This window comes from Actinocorallia aurea, assembly GCF_054783995.1.
This window is the reverse complement of record NZ_BAAGPQ010000031.1, coordinates 46,099-63,833: the sequence shown is the minus strand read 5'-3', so window position 1 is coordinate 63,833 and position 17,735 is coordinate 46,099. Positions and strand designations below refer to the sequence as shown.

Sequence of the window (17,735 nt, the reverse complement as noted above, 5' to 3'; positions counted from 1 at the left end):
CACCACAGGGGGATCTCATGGCCGACGAGCCGATGGAACTGGAACTGCGGTACCGCGACCTCGCGCCGCTGCGCACGGGGGACGGCCGCGAGACCTACTACGAGATCAACGGCACCGCCGGACCGCACGTCACGGTCGTCAACAACTTCTTCCTGACCGCGCCGATGTGGCGGAACTACACCGGCCGGCTCGCCGAGCGGAACCGGGTCGTCACCTACGACCTGCGCAACCAGGGCGCGTCGACCGCCGACCCCGGCGTGATCGCCTGGACCGACCACGTGGCCGACCTCGGCGCGGTCCTCTCCGCCGCCGGAGCGGACCGCACCTACCTGGTGGGGACGTCGATCTCGGCGCTGATCTGCCGCGACTACGCGCTCGCGCACCCCGACCGGGTCGCCGGGCTGATCCTCGCCGGACCCGTCTGCACGCCGTCCGGGGGGCTGCGGCGGCGGGCGATCACCCGGTCCTGGGCGAACTCGATGGAGCACGGCGGCACCGCCGCGCTCTGGGACCACCTGTACTCGATGGTCTTCGGCGAACCGATGATGCGCGCCCTCGGCACCGCCGGCTACCTGGGGCTGCGGGAGGCGTTCACGGCGCTGCACGCGGCCGACCTCGTCGCGCCGAACCTGCGGTCCTCCCTGGACGCCTCCGACGACCCCGCGCTGCTGGGCGAGCTGACCTGCCCCGTCCTGGTGATCGCGGGGGAGGAGGACCCGCTGTGGAGCCCGGGCGCGCTGGCCGAGACCGAGCAGCTGATCAAGGACGTCAGGACGATCTGGCTGAGCGGCATCGGCCACCTGCCCTACATGGAGGCGCCCGAGGTCTTCGAGCGGGACGTCCAGGAGTTCATCGACTCCGTGGAGGCGCGCGGCGAGCGGGGAACGGTCCCGGTGCTGCGGCGCCTGCTGCGGGCGGTCGCCCCCGGCGCGGCGGACCTCGCCGACCCCGACCTCGACACCGCCGCCCTGGCCTCCCTCGGGCTGGACTCGTGGGGCTATGTCGCGCTGCTGTCGTCGATCGAGCGGGAACTGGGCGTCGCGTGGGATCCGGACGTCCCGATGAGCGCCCTCGGCTCCCTCGCCGCGATCGCCGGGCACCTGGGGGAGCGGCCGTGACCCACCTGCTCACCGGCGCCACCGGTTTCGTCGGCGCGGCGATGGCCCTGGAACTCCTCGACCGCACCCCGGACGACCTGCGCTGCCTGGTCCGCGGCCCCGACGCCGCCACCGCCACGCTGCGCCTGCACAACGCGCTCAGCCACGCCGCCCGCCTGTACGGCCGCGCCGACCTGATCCCCGCTATCGCCGGCCGGACCCGTGCCGTCGCCGGCGACGTGACCGAGCCGGGCTGCGGCGTCGCCCCCTCCGCTCTGCCGCCCGTCACCGCGGTGTGGCACGCCGCGGCGTCCCTGCGCTTCGAGGACCGCTACGCCGCCGAGATCCACACCATGAACGTCGTCGGCGCGGGCAACGTCGTCGACCTCGCGAAGGCGCTCGGCGGGCCGCCGCTCAACCACGTCAGCACCGCCTACGTCGCGGGCGCGCGGACCGGCACCGTCACCGAGACGGTCGCCGACCCGGCCGTCCGCACCCACAACCACTACGAGCGCACCAAGATCGAGGGCGAGCTGATCGTCGCCCGCTCCGGTCTCGACTGGCGGATCCTGCGGCCCAGCATCGTCATCGGCCACTCCCGGACCCTCGCCGTCACCTCCTACAGCGGCATGTACGGGTTCCTGAGCGCGCTGCTGGTGTTCCGCCGGACCGTGGAGCGGAACTTCGGGCATCTGCTGCGCTTCAAGGCGATCCCGCTCATCGCCGACCCGGACGCCCCGCTCGACTTCGTCCCCGTGGACCTGGTCGCCCGAGACTCCGTCACGGTGGGCCTGCACGGCCCGTCCGAGACGGTCTACCACCTCACCAACCCGGCCGCGCCGTTCGTCGGCGGCGCGATCGCCGAGCTCTTCGAGTCCACCGGGCTGCGGCCGCCGCGCTACGTCACCGGCGACGGCCAGTTCACCTCGATGGACCGCGAGCTCGACGACGCCCTGGAGTTCTACTCCTCCTATCTCGCCTACGCCAAGACCTTCGACCGGGCCAACACCGACGCCGCCGTGGCGGCCGCCGGTGTCCGCACGGACGCGGAGTTCCCGATGCCGCCCGGCACCGTCCGGCGGTTCGCCGACTGGTACCTCGAGCTGATCCGCGCCGACGGCCGGGTCTCCGCCCCCGCCCGCCAGCTCTTCGCCTACAGAAAGGGACGACGATGACACTCACGATCACGGGGCGCGACAAGATGTTCCACCCGGGGCTGATGTTCCAGCGGGCCGCCTACCGCTACCCCGGCACCGCGATCCGCCTCGACAAGCCGCTCGATCTCGCACCCGAGCTGGGCACCTTCCTCAAGTACGACGACCTGGCGTTCCTGGTGGAGAGCACCGCGGCCAGCCTGCGGGCGCACGGCGTCCTGCCCGGTCAGAAGGTCGCGGTCTACAAGAGCCAGAACGCCGACATCATGCTGCTGGCCTGCGCGATCGCCCGGGTCGGCGCCGTCCCGGCGATGCTCGCGCCCGCCCTGGACGGCGGGACCGTCGCGGAGATGGCCGAGTTCCTGCGGCCCGAGCACCTGATCTCCGACGCGGCCAAGCTGATCGACAGCGACCTGGACCGCAGCACCTGGACGCTCGCGCCGTCCGTGCTGCTGGTGGGGCGGGCCTTCAACGGGCTGCCGCTGCTGCGCGAACGCTACGGGCGGCCGCCCGCCTACCCCGAGACCGACCCGTCCGACGTCATGATCATCACGCACACGTCGGGGACGACGGGGCTGCCGAAGCTCGTCGCCCAGTCCCGCAGCGGGATGCAGGCGCACGTGACGATCCAGCGCCGGATCGCGCGGGTGCTGCGGGTCCGCGAGCCGTACGCGCTGTGCATCTCCTTCGTGCACGCCCGCACGTACTCGGCGCTCGCGATGGGCTTGGAACGGGGGCTGCCGTTCGCGTTCCTCACCGACTCCTCGGTGGGCAGCGTCCGGCGGATGTTCGAGGGCTTCCGGCCGGGCCTGGTGGAGACGCACCCCAACACCTACATCCAGTGGGAGGAGCTGGCCGAGGAGCCGAACGGCCCGCTCTCGCAGGTCAAGTTCTACATCGGCACGTTCGACGCGATCCACCCCCGGACGGTCAAGATCCTGCTGGGCGCCTCGAACCGGCGGCGCGCCATGTACTTCCAGGCGTACGGCCAGTCCGAGACGGGCCCCGTCACCGTCAAGCCGTACTCCCGCTGGCTGTGGACCCGTTCCGAGGGCCGTTGCGTCGGCCACCCGATCCCCGGCGTCACCCGGGCCCGCATCGGCGAGAAGTCCGACGGCCGCATCGGCCCGATCGAGGTCCGTTCCCGCGGCCAGGCCCGCACCTACGTCGGCCAGGACGACCGCTGGCGCCGCAACTTCACCCCCGACGGCTGGTGGGACATGACGGACGTCGGCCACCGCGGCCGCCTGGGCTGCGTCCACCTGCTCGACCGCGAGGTCGACCGCGCGGAACTCCTGGAGAGCGTCCTCAAGGTCGAGGACATCGTCATCAGCCGCATGCCGGAACTCACCGAGGTGATCGTCGTCCCCCTCGACGGCTTCCTCCAGCCGGTCGTCTGCACCCGCCACGACAAGCCGCTGGACCTTCCCCGCTGGCGCGAGGCCGTCGCAGACCAGCCCCCCATGGCCAAACCCCTCCAAGCCCACTGGACCGACCTCCCCACCACCGCCACCTGGAAGGTCAAGCGCCTCGAACTCCGCACGATGCTCATGGAGGCGGGCTACGGGATGGAACGCATGACCCCCGCCTGAGCACCCCGATCTTCCCCGAGGTCCTAACGCTGCGCGGCGGCGGCCTTCAGGGTCGCTAGAAGGACCTCGGGGGAACTGTCCTTGTCGAGGAAGCGGTAGGCGCCGGCGGCCAGGGCGTAGGCGCAGAGTTCGCTCTGGACGCTGATGGCGACGGTGGGGATGCGGAGTTCGCCGCTGAGGGTGCGCAGGAGCCGGAGGCCGTCGCGTTCGCCCGGGAGCAGGACGTCGACGAGGGCGACGGTGGGGGAGTGCTCGCGGGCGCGCTGGACGGCTCGGGCGGCGCCGCGCTCGGCGGCGACGACCGAGAAGCCGGCGCTGCTGGACAGGAACGCGCGCAGCGCGCCGAGCACGCGCGGGTCGTCGTCCGCGATGAGGACGCGGACGGTCGTCTCGTCGTCGCTGTGCAAGCCGCCTCCCAGCCCGGGCGACGCGCGTTCCGGAACGGAACGGCGAGACCTCCAGTCGACACTGTCGGGCCTCTCGCGTCGAGAGGTGAATGCCGTAATCTTCCCGCGACAAATGTCCTGAATTGGAGTGTTTGGTTACGGTCCGGGGGCGATCCCCTCACGGATCGCCCACAGCGCGGCCTGGGTGCGTGAGACCAGGCCGAGCTTGCCGAGCATGTTGCTGACATGCGTCCGGGTGGTCCGTTCGCTGATCATCAGAGCCTTCGCGATGTCGCGGTTGGAGTGGCCGCGGGCGACCAGCTCCAGGATCTCGCGTTCACGCGGGGTGAGGACCGCTCCGGTTTCAGCGGGCTGGCGCAGCGACCTGGTCAGCTTGCCGACCACGGCGGCGTCCAGGTGGATCTCGCCCCGGTGCGCCGCCCGGACCGCGACCCCGACCTCGTCGGCGTCGGCGTCCTTGAGCAGGTAGCCGGCCGCGCCGACCTCCAGCGCCAGATGGACGCGCTCGGCCTCGCTGAAGCTGGTCAGCGCGACCACCTCCACCGCCGGGTACAGCTTCTTGATCTCCGCGATGGCGGCGATGCCGTCCATCCGCGGCATCTCCAGATCCATCAGGACGACGTCGGGCAGCGCCTCCTCGGCGGACAGGAAGCCCAGGAGGTCCAGGGCGTGCCTGCCGTCGGCGGCCTCGCCCACGACCTCAATGTCGTCGAGCATCCCGAAGAAGAGCTGGAGTCCCTTGCGGACGACGTTGTGGTCGTCGACGACGACGACGCGGATCGGCTCGTCGGGATCGCTCATCACATCTCTGTGCATGGCTTGTTCATCACTCCAGGGCTGCGGTTCCCACATCGTCTCGGCCCGGTTCGGGCGGGTGCAAGCACCCCGGGATAACGGCCCGGACGGTGGACCCTCCGGCGGAGCTGGCGATGTCGAGTCGGCCGCCCAGCCGCTCGGCGCGCTCCCGCATGCCGTCCAGGCCCAGATGGCCCGGATGCGGCGCCGCCGGATCGAATCCGACCCCGTCGTCGCCGACCTCGACCGTCAGCGCGGTGTCCTCCTCTCGCAGCCGGACCGTGATCCGGCTCGGCGAGGCGTGCTTGATCGAGTTGTGCACGGCCTCCTGCACGATGCGGAACAGGTCCTGCTCGGGCCGTTCCGCCAGCGGAAGCCGGTCGGGCGGGGCGTCCACCTCGATCGCGATGCCCTCGCGGGCCGCGACCGTGGCGACGTGCCGCTTCACCGCCGCCGACAGGCCCTCCTCGTGGAGCGTGCCGGGGCGCAGCTGGAAGATCAGCGCCCGCATCTCCGACAGCGCGCTCTGGGTGAGCGCCCGCAGCTCCGACAGGGTCGGCGCGACGGCGTCCTTGCGCTCCCAGTCCGACCGCTGGACGGCCAGCTCCAGCGCCCGCGTGTGCAGGTTCATCGAGAACAGCGCCTGCGAGACCGAGTCGTGCAGCTCGCGGGCGAGCCGGTGCCGCTCTTCCAGCGCCGCCACCTGGGACGCCTCGTCCAGGATCTCCTTGATGGTCTCGGCGGGCATCGGATCCTCGCGGGTCACCGACGCGATGACGAACCGGGCGCACGCCGGGCCGACCGCCCCGGCCAGCAGCGTCTCGACGTGCTGGACCAGCTCGGGATCGGCCTCGGAGTCCCGGTTCGGCGGGACGCCGTGCTCGGTGAACGCCCGTGCCGTCCCGGCCGGGCCGAGGAACCGCTCCGCCAGAATCCGCAGGTCGCCGACCGTGATCCGGCCGTACCAGCGGCGCGTGCCGGTGGTGTCGTCCAGGGCGTCGACGAACACCGCGGCGTCGGCCAGGACGGCGGCACTCGGCCGCTCGGCCAGCGACACCGCGACGTACAGCCCGACGTTGACGAACATGCTCCAGAACATCGCGTGGCTGATCTCGTCCATGCCCGACAGCCCGAACAGCGCCTGCGGGCGCAGCCAGTCCTGCTCGAACAGGCCCTGGTCGGTGAGCGCGCCCGGCAGCCAGCCCGCCTTGTCGAAGGTCGGCAGCAGCAGCGTGTACACCCAGACCGCGAACCCGGCGGAGAGCCCGGCGAGCGCGCCGCGCCGGGTGCCGTACCGCCAGAACAGCCCGCCGAGCACCGCGGGCGCGAACTGGGCGACCGCGGCGAACGACAGCAGGCCGAAACTCACCAGGGGGAGGCCGCTGCCGAACGTCCGGAAGTAGACGTAGCTGGCCACCATGATCACGATGATCGCGGCCCGCCGGACGCCGAGGATCGTCGGCGTCAGGTCGGCGCGCTCGCGGGAGCGGGTGCGCAGCAGCAGGGGCAGGACCAGGTAGTTGGAGATCATCGTGCTGAGCGCGACGGTCTCCACGATGATCATGCCGGTGGCGGTGCTGAGGCCGCCGACGAACACCAGCAGCGTCACCAGGTCCGAGCCCGCCGACAGCGGGATGGCCAGCAGGAACGTGTCGGGGTCGACCGCGCTGTGCGAGCCGAAGCGCAGCAGCCCGCCGAGCGCGATCGGCAGCACGAACAGGTTGATGACCAGCAGGTAGAGCGGGAACAGCCACATCGCCCGCAGCAGGTGCCGCTCGTCGGTGTTCTCCACGAACGTCACCTGCCACTGCCGGGGCAGCAGGATCACCGCGAGCATCGACAGCAGGATCAGCCAGACCCAGGTGCCGTAGGAGCCGCCGTTGCCGCCCGCGGTGAGCATCGCGGCGGTGCGGGGCGTGTCCTCGGCGAGCTCGAACAGGTCGCCGAAGCCGCCGAACACCTCGAACACGACGTACGCGCCCGCGATCAGGAAGATGATCAGCTTGAGCACGGACTCCATCGCGATCGTCGCGACCATGCCCTCGTGCCGCTCGGAGGCGTCCAGGCGGCGGGTGCCGAACCAGATCGCGAACGCCGCCAGCAGGAACGTCAGGTAGAGGCCGGTGTCCTGGACGAACGAGACGTGCGCCAGCTCGTACTTGGTGGGCACCCGCGGATGCAGCCGGATGATCTCGCAGCTGTTGGAGACGGTCTTCAGCTGGAGCGCGATGAACGGCAGCAGCCCCACCACGGTCAGCACCGTCACCAGCGCGCCCAGCGTGGTGCTGCTGCCGTAGCGGGCGGAGATGAAGTCGGCGAGCGAGGTGATGCGGTGCCGCTTGCTGATCCGGATGATCTTCCGGATGACGGCCCACCCGAGCGCGAACATGAGGGTCGGGCCGATGTAGATCGGCAGGAAGCCGAGGCCCGAGGTGGCGGCCTGCCCGACGCCGCCGTAGTAGGTCCACGAGGTGGCGTAGACGGCCAGCGAGAGCGCGTAGACGGTGCCGCTCTTGATGATGCTCCGGCCGGCGGCCGCGCGCCGGTCGACGTAGTAGGCGACGACGAAGAGCGACAGCAGGTAGACCCCGGCGACGACGGTGACGAAGGTGTCTCCCAGCATGCCTACCCCTGACTTCGGCGCGACGTGAGGAGCGCGATCGACACGATGAGGACGGCCCAGCAGGTCAACAGGTAGGCCCAGATGAGCGGGACGCCGAGGAAGAGGCGCCCGTGATCGAAGATCATGAGGAGCGGGGGAGAGAAGAGAAGGAAGCCGAGCACCGCGAGGGCCACGAGACGCGAGGAAAAGCGGTCGTCCCGGCGATTTTCCATGATTCACGGTAAATCTGGGGGCCGCTGTTCTCAAGAGGGAACACCGCGTGATCATCAGAGCTACGTCATTTGACGTAGCGGGGGTCGCCGGAACGGTCATCGCGGGGTTCCCCGATTGCGCGGCCGGGTTCGGTCAGGCGTCCGATGCCCCGAACCTCGTTCGGGAGCAACCTTGTGTCAGCCGCCGACAACCGGCCGGCCCGGGTCCCAGCGGGAACCGCAGCGCGAAAGAAGACCCCCTCCATGCTCGAATCCATCCAGATCATCGGTGCTCTGTGCGTGCTGCTCGCCTACATCGCCGCACAGGTGAAGCTGACCGGGCAGGACTCCTATCCGTATCTCGTCCTCAACGTCGTGGGCTCGGGGATTCTGGCGCTGCTGGCGCTGGACGGCCGCGCTTGGGGCTTCCTCCTGCTCGAAGGCAGCTGGGCGATCGTCACCGGCATCGGCCTGATCCGCCGGCTGTTCTCCGCCGAACCCGACATCGAGTCGATCCGCTGGAGCGACGTCGACATCCGGCTCTGACATCCGGCTCTGACATCCGGCTCAGGAATGCGGGGGGAGCGGGCCGCCACCACAGGGCAGGTGGCGGCCCGCTCCTCTGTCGGGGGGATCAGGGGAGGGCGGGGACCGGGCGGAGCCGGGCCGTCCGGTCCTCGCGCAGGATCCGCAGGGTGGTCGGCCGGTCGGGGTAGCAGCGCAGGAACATCTGGGTGAAGTGGGTGCCGTAGTGGAGCGGGTCGCCGCCGTCGAGCGGCGTGAACTCGGCGTCGAAGGAGGGCTCGTGGAAGTAGGCGATCGAGTGGCGCTCGCGGGCCGACAGCTTCGCCTGGTGCGGGGTCGACAGCAGGTCGCCGCCCGTCAGGAACTGCAGGATGTCGCCGGGGAAGGCCGTGATCGTGCCGGGTACGGGAGTGACGTGGTGCCAGGGCTCGACGTCCTCGTACACCCCGGCCGTGGACTCCTCCGGCAGCCAGTTGCGGCCGCGCGGCTCGCCCGGGACCGGCGGCCGGACGTAGAGGCCGCCCGCGTCGTCCTGGACGGTCAGCACGAGCATCCCGTAGTCGGTGTGGACGCCCAGGCCGTGACCGTTCTCCTCGGAGGTCGCGGGGTACCGGAGCGAGCGCAGGTGGTGCCAGCCGTCGCGGGTCAGGTCGAGGAAGACCGACGGGTCCCGGCCCAGGCCCAGCGCGACCAGGGCGAGCACGCGGTCGCCGACGTCCCCGAGGCCCCTCATCAGGGCGGTGATCGTCCGGCGGTGGTGCAGGCCCGGCCAGGGGACGGGGCCGTGGCAGGGGAGCCCGGCCAGGACGCGCGGGTCGTCGTCCGGGACGTCCTTGCAGACGGTGAAGACCTCGCAGTGGTCGGCCTGGCCCGCCGTCATCTCCTCGCCGGAGCCGGCGTATCCGCTGTAGCTGCGGTCGTCGGTGTAGCACCGCTTCGACGACGCCGGGAGCGCGAAGAAGCTGCGGGCCGCGGTCAGCGCGTGGTCGACGGCGGGCGCGGCGGACGGGTCGAGGGTGAGCAGGAACAGGCCGTCGCTGCGCCAGGCGGCGAGGAGTTCCCGGCCGAGGGCACGGTCGGCGGCGCTGCCGGTGACGGTCGCGGGCAGGGTGAACACGCACGGGTCGAACATGGGATCTCTCCGGTGAGATGGGGCTCAGGCGAAGGTGAGCCGGGGGCCGGACCTGACGGTCTCCTCGTAGTCCGCGACCACGCGCTGGTGGTACTTCGGCTCGACGGGGACATAGATCTGGTCGGTGTAGCTGGTCGACAGGACGACGCGTCCCGTCGAGGGATCGGTGAAGTCGGCGATCCGCTCGAACAGCGGGTCGTCGGCCGCCGAAGCGGGGTCGGTGTCGTAGATGACGAAGCCGGGCACGAGCGAGCGCGCCGACTCGTGGAACCGCAGGTGCCGGTCGACGGCGGCCAGGCTCAGCCCGCCCACCAGCGCGACGACCTGCCGCAGCCTCGTCGCCTTGAACCGCCATTCCGCGCCCTCGGGAATGGCGTAGGTGTAGGTCCTGCCCTTCTTGATGTTGCCGGTGACGACCCCGGTGAACGGCCCGGCGGCGGACTGGGCGCCGTCGGGGGCGGCCGGGTCGAAGCCGAGGAGCACGATGTCGGAGCCGAGGTCGGCGGTGGCGATCCGGGTCGTCCGGCTGTGTCCCTCCAGCCGGATGATCTCGGCGGTGGTGAGACCGCGCGGGGCGGCCTCGGCGAGCGTCGCCTTGACGACGCCCTCGATCTGCTCGGCGAGCGCGGCCCCCACGCGGGCCACGTAGTCGCGGGTGCTGGCCGACTCGGCGCGGCTGCGGTTGAACGCGTACTCCAGGTGCGCGACGAACTCGCCGTAGTCGGGCGCGGCCGGTTCCCGGTCGACGCCGAGGACGAGCAGGTCGAGGCTGACGTCGAGTTCGCGGGCGATCGCGACGAGCATCGCCAGCCCCGGCGTGGCCTTGCCGCGCACGTACTGCGACAGGGCCGACTCCGAGATGTGCAGCCGCCGGGCGAACTCGCGCCGGTTGCCGCGGTACCGCTCGTCTAGCAGGCGCCGCAGCACGGAGGCGAACCTGATGTCCTCCATCGGCGGCTCCTTCCGCTCCGGCCTGTACGGCGAGCGTAACCCCGCCGCCCGCCGCGGAATAGAGCGGTCGTGCGGGGGCGGTGAAGGGCTGCTTCAGCGGTGCGGGCCGGGTGGGACGGGAGTGCGCTGGGGGATCTCCGGCGGAAGCACGCGTAGTCCCGGAGGGGCGGTGGTGAAGCGACGACGAAACGGGTCTAGATCGGGGGTGAGGAGAAATCGGATAGGAGGGCCAGGGCGGTGGTGCGGAGGGTGGGGAGGTCGGCTTCGGGGACGCCGGCGACGCGGAGGGCGGCGTCGGCGGTGGCCTCGGCGAGGACGTCGGCGTCCGGCCGGTCGCGGCGGATCAGGATGACGGCCTCGACCAGCGCGAACACCAGGTCGGCGCGGACGTCCCGGTCGGGCAGGCCGGTGGTGAGCGGGGCCAGCAGATCGGCGTAGGCGTGCTTCAGCGCGGCCCGCAGCTCGGCGAAGCCCTCGATCCGGTCGGCCTCGGGCAGCAGGTAGAGGGCGCCGAGGTTGTGCGGGCCGGAGCACAGCAGGGCGACGTCGCTGCGGCACAGCGCCCACAGGCGGGCCCCGGCGGGGGCGTCGGCGGCGGCGAGGGCGCGAGCGGCATCGAGCGACGGGCGGACGGTGCTCTCCAGCAGCTCCGCGAGGATCGCCTCCTTGCCCTTGAAGTAGTGGTACATCGACGCCTGCCGGATCCCGGCGCGCTCGGCGACCTCGCGGGTGGTGGTCGCGGTGTAGCCGCGCACCGTGAACAGCTCGGCGGCCGCCGACAGGACCTCCTCGCGCGGCGACAGCCCCGTCACGGCGCGCTCGACCGCGCGCGGCCTGCCCACCCCTCGCTTCTCCATAGCCACCTCGTCCCGGCCCGCCCGCTCGGCCCGGCCCACCTGCTCGGCCCGGCCCATCCCATGATCCTGGCACAGCGCGGGCGCATGCTCGATCCACATGCCCGGTGAGGTGAGCGTTACGGGTGGGGAACGGCGGGGACGCGCGGGCGAAACAAGCGGCTCATATCTATCTGTCAACCGACAGGAATTGCCCCCGGGAGCCTCGATGTCCCTCACCGCACCGCCGCCGTCCGTCGATCCCGCCGCCGACGCGACCGTTCTCGGTACCTTCGGCTACCGCCAGGAGCTGCACCGCAGCATGGGCCGGTACACCTCGTTCGCCGCCGGATTCTCCTTCATCTCCGTCCTCACGACCGTCTTCCAGTTCTTCGGGCTGGGGTTCGCCTTCGGCGGTCCCGCCTTCTTCTGGACCTGGCCGGTGGTCCTCGCCGGGCAGTTCCTCGTCGCCCTCTGCGTCGCCGAACTGGCCGCCCGCTACCCGATCTCCGGGGCGATCTACCAGTGGTCGTCGCGGCTCAGCACCCCGGCGTTCGGCTGGTTCGCGGGCTGGATCATGGTACTCGGGCAGATCGTGGTGATCGCGGCGGCCGCGCTCGCGCTCCAGGTCGTCCTGCCCGCGGTCTGGTCGGGCTTCTACCTCGTCGGCACCGACCCGTCGCCGCTGTCGGCGGACGGCGCGGCCAACGCCGCCGTCCTCGGCTGCGCCCGCAGGTCAACAACCGTTCCTGAGCACTGTCCAGGAGTGTCCTCCCAGGTCAGTGTGTCTGTCCCGAACGGTGCTGGACAGACTGGCCCCCTGGCTTTCACGCGCCCGGTGGAGCGGCGGATCGTGTCCGCCCTCCGGTCCGGGCGGGGCGGGGTTCCTCACGCCCTGGGTCGTGGTGCCGGGCCTGGACGGTCCGATGCCCCGCACCATCACTCCGGTGGTGCGGGGGCGGTGCCGTCCGTCGCCGGGCCCCATAACCCAGGGCGCGCCTGCCGATCACGAGACTTGCTGCCTCGTGACAGCTGGTCTTGTGTGACGCTGTGCCGGTGGGTTTCTGCCAGTGTTGGGCTCCCCACCGGCTGGTGTAGGCCGCATCCACCGCCACCAACGCGATCGCGTGTTCGGCGGCCATCGACACCAGGCGGGCTTTCAGGCGGCCCGTCGGGATCCCGTGCACGACCTGCCGCAGACTCCGCCCGCCGTGCCTCTCGCGGGACTTGACGTCGCCGAAGTCCAGGTTCTCGACGGCGATCGCGGCGACGCCGAGATGCCGGGTCCAGTGCAGGAGCCGGGTGAGGGCGTGGCGGAGCTGCGCGTCCCGATGCGAGGCGCTGCCCGACAGGTCATAGAAGAACCGGCGGGGCCTACCCACCGGGTTACCGCGGGTGTCGAGGTGCCAGGCCGCGAGGTGGTCGGCATTGGTGTCGACCCCGACCACGCCGCGAGCCAGAGCCGCCTCCAACGGGACCACGCGCACGGGCGTCCGCTGCCAGGACGCGTCCACATACCACCGGCCCCGCACCGCATCCAGGTGGACGCGGTAGGCCACCGCCCGATCCGCCTCCACACCCGGCCCTCGGCCCGATCCGCTGCGACCTGCTGCCGGCGTTGCTTCAGGACCGCGAGACGGCGGGACTTTCCAAACCACTCCGCCGCCGACCGGTAGCCGCCCGGCACACCCCGGCCGCCTTTCTCCCCGACAGGCAGGGCGAGACGGCGGCTGATCGTGGCGATGGCGGCGTCCAGGGTCGTGATGTGGGAGGCCTGGGAGCGGCGGGCCAGCGCCCACTGATCATGCGAGGCCTTCGTGATCGCACCCGCCCACCTCGACGACGACCCGCCCGTCAGCTCCCGCTTACGCTCTGCCCACCGCTGGACGCTATGCCCCAGCCCGTCACCGCAACGTGCTTTGAGGTCCCGGGACGCCAGCGATCCCAGATGCGCGCCGACCCGACGCAACACCTCCTCGTCGGCCGCGGTGAGGTCTTTCAGACGGGTCCGCACCGACACACCACAGGCCTCGGGGACCACGAACGGCGCGGCCATCGACCGCAGCGGCTTCGACACACCCACAGCAGACGACCCCCTTCACCTGGCCGATATCACTCAATGTGATCGATCGAGAACCTACTCCCGGTGCCGGGGTCATGTCCGGGGAATCGGACAACACACAGTCCCTGCCATGCTGCCGGAACCAGCGGCCTCACCCCGAGCCGGGGACACCACGACCAGCACCACGGACACGACCTTGTGGACGCTTCCGAACACTCTTGAACACTCACCGGGCAACAGTTCAATACCCCTGCAACGGCTTCGACCCGACCCCGGTGAGGATGACGATCCAGTGACGCCCCCCACGCTGCTCGTCGCCAACCGGGGCGAGATCGCCGCCCGCGTGCTGCGGACCGCCCGCCGGATGGGGCTGCGGACCGTCGCCGTGTACTCCGACCCCGACCGGGGGCGGCGCACGTCCGGCTCGCCGACGAGCCGTCCGGCTCGGGCCCGCGCCCGCCGGCGAGAGCTACCTGTCGGCCGACCGGGTGCTGGCCGCGGCCTGCGCCACCGGCACGACGATCCTGCACCCCGGCTACGGGTTCCTCTCCGAGGACGCCGCGTTCGCCCGCGCCGTCGAGGACGCCGGGATCTCCTTCGCCGGTCCGTCACCCGCCCATCTCGACCTGTTCGGTGCGAAGCACACCGCGCGGGAGGCGGCGCAGGCGGCGTGCGTGCCGCTGCTGCCCGGCACCGGCCTGCTCGCCGGCGGCATCGGGATGCGGGCCTGCCGGTCCGCCGACGAGCTCGCGGAGGCGTGGGACGGCGTCCAGCGGACGGCCGCCGCCAACTTCGCCACCGCCGGAGTGTTCGTGGAACGCCTGGTGGAGGGCGCGCGCCACGTCGAAGTGCAGGTGTTCGGCGACGGCGCGGGCCGGGTGGTCGCCTTCGGCGACCGCGACTGCTCGCTCCAGCGCCGCAACCAGAAGGTGTTCGAGGAGGCGCCAGCGTTCGGGCTGCCCGACGCGGTGCGGGAGCTGCTGCGCTCTTCGGCGGTCCGGCTGTGCGCGTCGGTCGGGTACCGGTCGGCGGGCACAGCCGAGTACGTCTACGACCCGGTGCGGGAGGAGGCGTACTTCCTGGAGGTCAACACGCGGCTGCAGGTCGAGCATCCCGTCACCGAGGCCGTGTACGGGGTCGACCTCGTCGAGTGGATGCTGCGGCCGGCGCAGGGGACACCTCGCTGTTCGACGCGGGGGTGCCGGAGCCGCGCGGCCATGCCGTCGAGGCCCGCGTGTACGCGGAGAACCCGGCGAAGGACCACCGGCCGTCCGCGGGACTGCTGACCGAGGTCGTCTTCCCCGCCGACGTCCGCGTCGACGGCTGGATCGAGACCGGCACCGTCGTCACCTCGAACTACGACCCGCTGCTCGCCAAGGTCATCACGCATGCCGACGACCGGGAGGCCGCCCTGGAGCGCCTGGGCGCGGCGCTCGGCGGCAGCCGGGTCGGCGGGATCGAGACCAACCTGGGGCTGCTGCGGGCCATCGTCCGGGACGCCAGGGTCGGCGCGGGCGAGCACAGCACCGCGACGCTCGCGTCCATCACCGACCCCGAGCCCCGCGTCGAGGTGCTGCGCGCCGGGGTGCTCACCACCGTGCAGGACTGGCCGGGGCGGACCGGTTACTGGCAGGTCGGCGTCCCGCCGTCCGGCCCGATGGACGACCGCTCCCTGCGCCGCGGCAACCTGGCCCTGGGCAACCCGGAGGGCGCCCCCGGCCTCGAATGCACCCTGCAGGGCCCGTCCCTCCGGTTCACCCACGCCACCGACGTCTGCGTGACCGGCGCCCCGGCCCCGGTCACCGTCGACGACGCCCCCGCCCCGCACGGCGTCCCGTTCACCGTCCCGGCGGGCTCCGTCCTCGACATCGGCACCCCGCCGACCGGCCTCCGCACCTACGTGACCTTCGCGGGCGGCCTGGACGTCCCCCGCTACCTCGGCTCCGCCTCCACCTTCACCCTCGGCGGCTTCGGGCAGGATGGCGGGCGCGCCGGTCTGCATCACCTCGGCGGCTCGACGGACGGCACCCCATCCCCGCCCATGGCGTCGTCGGACCCGTCCGGCAGCAGATCGGCCCGGTCTACTCGCGGATGCGCAGCTGCCGGTTGACGGCGTTCGTGATCGCTCCCACCTCGTGGTGGCTCTCACATCGCCACGGGGCTGATTGAAGAACGGTTGGACGGGCGGTGGGCGTCGCGGATCACCGCAGCTCAGACGGTAAATCGATCAACCACCTTGTGCCGATCACACCGTTATCGCCACAGCCCCCACCGTCCAGGCCAGACCCGTACTCGTTGTGCACCGCCTCATCGAGGGACGGAATGACCGTCCCTGACGATAGAGAAGAGACCAGGCATGGGGTGCACCGCGACGAGCACGCATGATTTGGGGTTCCCTCAGTGCGACGGGCAGCGTGGTGTCGCCTCGGTCAGCCAGGTTTCGCGCCGGAGAAGAGTTCTGCTTGGGCCAGGGTGATGAAGCGGATTACGGATTGGGGGAGGGGGCGGTTCTTGGGCCAGACGAGTTCCATGGTGCGGAGGCGTTGGCGAGGGGGCGGATGGAGATGGGGCAGCCGGGGCCGGTGGCGGTGGAGGCCTGGACGCTGATGGAGGCGCCGAGGCCAGAGGAGACCAGGGCGAGGACGGCCTGGTGCCGGTTGACGTCTGGATGTCGGGGCGGATGCCCGCGTGGTGGGCGAGTTCGGCGAACACGAGGTTGCGGAGGCCGGGGAAGCGGGAGGAGACGGGCGGGGCGAAGATCGGGTGGACCGCGAGGTCGGACTAGGTCATCGTCTTCGGCCAGGTGCGGCGCGGGGGCAAGACCGCGACGATTTCGACCTCGCCCAGCGGCTGCATGTTGACCGCGGCGCGGTTGAGTTTCGCGCTCAGTTCGTGGTCGCTCGTCGTCATCAGGGCGACGTCGATGGTGCCGTGCTCGAGCCCGGCCAGCGCCTCCTCGGGGCGCAGGTCGAAGATCTGGACGTCGACCGCGGGGGCCTCCGGCGGCAGACGGCGAGCACCCGCGCCCGCAGGGTGTTGACGTACGGCATGTAGGCCACCAGCCGGAGCGAGCCGAGAACCCCTGCCCCGTGCCGCTGGAGTTCCGCGACGAGCCGCCTCCCGGGATTTCACGACTGATCTTCACCCCTTGCGGTGCTCAGGTGGCAGGTGATCTTGGGTTGCCGGGAAGGGGGAAGGATTTCCGGCTTTGGGGAGCCCGCGGAGACGGCGCTCAGGCGCGGTGGCGGGTCAGAGGCCGTAGTCGGTGAAGATTTCTTCGAGGGTGTCGGCGAGGGTGGTGTCGTGTTCGTTGAGGATGGCGGCGTAGCGGCTGGTGATGGAGAGGCTGCCGTGGCCGGCTCGTTGGCGAACTTTTGGAGGTCGATGCCTTTGTCGATGGCCCAGCTGATGCCGGTGTGGCGGGCGTTGTAGGGGGTGAAGCCTTGGGGGAGTCCTGCTGCTTGGCGGGCTTGGTGCCAGAAGCGGTCCCAGACTTCGTGCCCTAGGCATTCGGTGTTGTCGCGGGTCCATCGTTTGGTTCTGATGGGGTTGCCTGCGGCTTGGCGTTGATCGGCTCGTCTGCGGAGCCATTCGCGTTGGTATTCGGCCGCGTACTGCCGGCACTGGTGGCGGCGGCATTTGAGGCCGTAGTAGGCGGTCTTGGTGCCGTGGGCGTAGGTGATTTCTGATGCGGAGAGGAGCGGTGCGAGCGTTTCTCCTTCTTCCTGGGGCGTGGGGTCGGTGATCCGGTGGTAGGTGAACATCCAGTGGGGGAAGAGGAGGTCGGTGGGGGCGAGGTCGTATTCGTCGATGTGGTCTTGGAGGGCGGTGCACATCTGCTTGGAGATGGCGAAGCGGCGCCAGTCGCTGTTCTTGGGGTGGGGTTTGTGGAGCCGGCCGGGTTCGCCGGTGGGGTGGAATCTGGCGGTGATGTAGACGGTGGAGCGGGAGATGGTGAGGGTTTGTTTGGGGAAATCGAAGTCGCAGGGGCGGAAGCCGATCATTTCGCAGCGGCGGGCCCAGGTGGTGACGTTGAGGCGGGCGAAGAGCCGGGCCGGGGGATAGGTGAGGGCTTCTTCGAAACGGCGCCATTGCTCGTGGTCGGCGACGAGGATGGGCTTGCTCGGGGACTGGCGGAGTTGGATGGAGCGGATCGGGTTGTCGGTCCGGTACTCCTCGTTGAGGGCCATCTGGCACATCGCGGAGAGCACCCTGCGGGTAGCGGTGGGGACGGTTGCGGCGACCTCTTCCTCGGGTAGGACCTTGGTGAGGAGGTTGTAGAAGGTCGCGCGCTTCTGTTGGTTCTTGGGTGGTTTTGCTGTGGCCTCTGGCCCGGTTTCACGAGTTCGAGTAGATCCGAGCGGGCTTGAAGT

The 17,735-nt window shown here is 71.0% G+C and carries 16 protein-coding genes and 2 pseudogenes; 8 read left to right on the top strand and 10 right to left on the bottom strand.

Annotated features, from left to right (window positions below; all coding sequences use genetic code 11):
- Positions 1-17: 17 nt before the first annotated feature.
- From ACYVOM_RS34575 to ACYVOM_RS34565, 3 genes are read left to right on the top strand one after another with little or no spacing between them, the layout of a single operon-like run.
- Complete coding sequence (locus ACYVOM_RS34575) at positions 18-1,118, top strand: alpha/beta fold hydrolase (protein WP_123667048.1); 1,101 nt, start codon at positions 18-20, stop codon at positions 1,116-1,118.
- Positions 1,115-2,272, top strand: coding sequence for an SDR family oxidoreductase (locus ACYVOM_RS34570; RefSeq protein ID WP_460307793.1), 1,158 nt, complete (start codon positions 1,115-1,117; stop codon positions 2,270-2,272). The genes ACYVOM_RS34575 and ACYVOM_RS34570 overlap by 4 nt, the downstream gene beginning before the upstream one ends.
- Positions 2,269-3,843: an AMP-binding protein gene (locus ACYVOM_RS34565; RefSeq protein WP_460307792.1), complete on the top strand. Its 1,575-nt coding sequence runs from the start codon at positions 2,269-2,271 to the stop codon at positions 3,841-3,843. The genes ACYVOM_RS34570 and ACYVOM_RS34565 overlap by 4 nt, the downstream gene beginning before the upstream one ends.
- A 23-nt stretch (positions 3,844-3,866) precedes the next feature.
- On the opposite strand, the gene ACYVOM_RS34560 is transcribed toward ACYVOM_RS34565, so the two are convergent.
- From ACYVOM_RS34560 to ACYVOM_RS34545, 4 genes are all read right to left on the bottom strand, one after another.
- Entirely contained in the window at positions 3,867-4,250 is a 384-nt protein-coding gene (locus ACYVOM_RS34560) for a response regulator (RefSeq protein ID WP_170201593.1), read from the bottom strand.
- A 135-nt stretch (positions 4,251-4,385) separates the two neighbouring features.
- On the bottom strand, positions 4,386-5,051 hold the full coding sequence (locus tag ACYVOM_RS34555; RefSeq protein ID WP_460307791.1) for a response regulator: 666 nt from the start codon (positions 5,049-5,051) through the stop codon (positions 4,386-4,388).
- Between the two features lie 25 nt (positions 5,052-5,076).
- On the bottom strand, positions 5,077-7,668 hold the full coding sequence (locus tag ACYVOM_RS34550; protein WP_460307790.1) for a histidine kinase: 2,592 nt from the start codon (positions 7,666-7,668) through the stop codon (positions 5,077-5,079).
- Positions 7,669-7,670: 2 nt separating this feature from the next.
- Positions 7,671-7,880 (bottom strand): hypothetical protein, encoded by a 210-nt coding sequence (locus ACYVOM_RS34545; RefSeq protein ID WP_460307789.1) that lies wholly within the window; start codon positions 7,878-7,880, stop codon positions 7,671-7,673.
- A gap of 243 nt (positions 7,881-8,123) precedes the next feature.
- Here ACYVOM_RS34545 and ACYVOM_RS34540 point away from each other — a divergent pair, with 243 nt between their 5' ends.
- Positions 8,124-8,405, top strand: coding sequence for a CBU_0592 family membrane protein (locus tag ACYVOM_RS34540; RefSeq protein WP_460307788.1), 282 nt, complete (start codon positions 8,124-8,126; stop codon positions 8,403-8,405).
- 88 nt (positions 8,406-8,493) lie between these two features.
- Here ACYVOM_RS34540 and ACYVOM_RS34535 read toward each other — a convergent pair whose 3' ends face one another.
- The 3 genes from ACYVOM_RS34535 to ACYVOM_RS34525 all read right to left on the bottom strand — a co-directional run bounded on the left by ACYVOM_RS34535 (position 8,494) and on the right by ACYVOM_RS34525 (position 11,423).
- Positions 8,494-9,516, bottom strand: a complete 1,023-nt coding sequence (locus ACYVOM_RS34535) for a 2-oxoglutarate and iron-dependent oxygenase domain-containing protein (protein WP_460307787.1) — start codon at positions 9,514-9,516, stop codon at positions 8,494-8,496.
- Between the two features lie 24 nt (positions 9,517-9,540).
- A complete protein-coding gene (locus tag ACYVOM_RS34530; RefSeq protein ID WP_123667039.1) occupies positions 9,541-10,467 on the bottom strand; it encodes a helix-turn-helix domain-containing protein in 927 nt (308 codons plus the stop codon).
- 194 nt (positions 10,468-10,661) lie between these two features.
- Complete coding sequence (locus ACYVOM_RS34525) at positions 10,662-11,423, bottom strand: TetR/AcrR family transcriptional regulator (RefSeq protein WP_460307786.1); 762 nt, start codon at positions 11,421-11,423, stop codon at positions 10,662-10,664.
- Between ACYVOM_RS34525 and ACYVOM_RS34520 the strand changes: the two are divergent.
- Positions 11,422-11,925: pseudogene (locus ACYVOM_RS34520) on the top strand (amino acid permease); the annotation flags it as partial. The gene ACYVOM_RS34525 and the pseudogene ACYVOM_RS34520 overlap by 2 nt on opposite strands.
- Before the next feature lie 202 nt (positions 11,926-12,127).
- On the opposite strand, the gene ACYVOM_RS34515 reads toward ACYVOM_RS34520, so the two are convergent.
- Positions 12,128-12,877, bottom strand: coding sequence for a nuclease/transposase family protein (locus ACYVOM_RS34515; RefSeq protein WP_460307825.1), 750 nt, complete (start codon positions 12,875-12,877; stop codon positions 12,128-12,130).
- Positions 12,878-13,492: 615 nt separating this feature from the next.
- Between ACYVOM_RS34515 and ACYVOM_RS34510 the strand changes: the two are divergent.
- From ACYVOM_RS34510 to ACYVOM_RS34500, 3 genes and pseudogenes are all read left to right on the top strand, one after another.
- Positions 13,493-13,762, top strand: a pseudogene (locus ACYVOM_RS34510) (biotin carboxylase N-terminal domain-containing protein); the annotation flags it as partial.
- A gap of 88 nt (positions 13,763-13,850) precedes the next feature.
- On the top strand, positions 13,851-14,648 hold the full coding sequence (locus ACYVOM_RS34505; RefSeq protein WP_460307785.1) for an ATP-binding protein: 798 nt from the start codon (positions 13,851-13,853) through the stop codon (positions 14,646-14,648).
- Entirely contained in the window at positions 14,561-15,472 is a 912-nt protein-coding gene (locus tag ACYVOM_RS34500; RefSeq protein WP_460307822.1) for a hypothetical protein, read from the top strand. The genes ACYVOM_RS34505 and ACYVOM_RS34500 overlap by 88 nt, the downstream gene beginning before the upstream one ends.
- 671 nt (positions 15,473-16,143) lie before the next feature.
- Here the strand turns inward: ACYVOM_RS34500 and ACYVOM_RS34495 are convergent.
- Complete coding sequence (locus ACYVOM_RS34495) at positions 16,144-16,494, bottom strand: hypothetical protein (protein ID WP_460307784.1); 351 nt, start codon at positions 16,492-16,494, stop codon at positions 16,144-16,146.
- Positions 16,491-17,552, bottom strand: a complete 1,062-nt coding sequence (locus tag ACYVOM_RS34490) for a hypothetical protein (protein ID WP_460307783.1) — start codon at positions 17,550-17,552, stop codon at positions 16,491-16,493. Before ACYVOM_RS34490 ends, ACYVOM_RS34495 begins: the two co-directional genes overlap by 4 nt.
- Between the last annotated feature and the right edge of the window lie 183 nt (positions 17,553-17,735).

Bases quoted from the DNA above. Each gene is read 5' to 3' on its own strand.
- ACYVOM_RS34575 (WP_123667048.1), top strand. From the start codon at position 18: ATGGCCGACGAGCCGATGGAACTGGAACTGCGGTACCGCGACCTCGCG.
- ACYVOM_RS34565 (WP_460307792.1), top strand. From the start codon at position 2,269: ATGACACTCACGATCACGGGGCGCGACAAGATGTTCCACCCGGGGCTG.
- ACYVOM_RS34555 (WP_460307791.1), bottom strand. From the start codon at position 5,051: ATGAGCGATCCCGACGAGCCGATCCGCGTCGTCGTCGTCGACGACCAC.
- ACYVOM_RS34550 (WP_460307790.1), bottom strand. From the start codon at position 7,668: ATGCTGGGAGACACCTTCGTCACCGTCGTCGCCGGGGTCTACCTGCTG.
- ACYVOM_RS34545 (WP_460307789.1), bottom strand. From the start codon at position 7,880: ATGGAAAATCGCCGGGACGACCGCTTTTCCTCGCGTCTCGTGGCCCTC.
- ACYVOM_RS34540 (WP_460307788.1), top strand. From the start codon at position 8,124: ATGCTCGAATCCATCCAGATCATCGGTGCTCTGTGCGTGCTGCTCGCC.
- ACYVOM_RS34535 (WP_460307787.1), bottom strand. From the start codon at position 9,516: ATGTTCGACCCGTGCGTGTTCACCCTGCCCGCGACCGTCACCGGCAGC.
- ACYVOM_RS34530 (WP_123667039.1), bottom strand. From the start codon at position 10,467: ATGGAGGACATCAGGTTCGCCTCCGTGCTGCGGCGCCTGCTAGACGAG.
- ACYVOM_RS34525 (WP_460307786.1), bottom strand. From the start codon at position 11,423: ATGTGGATCGAGCATGCGCCCGCGCTGTGCCAGGATCATGGGATGGGC.
- ACYVOM_RS34490 (WP_460307783.1), bottom strand. From the start codon at position 17,552: ATGGCCCTCAACGAGGAGTACCGGACCGACAACCCGATCCGCTCCATC.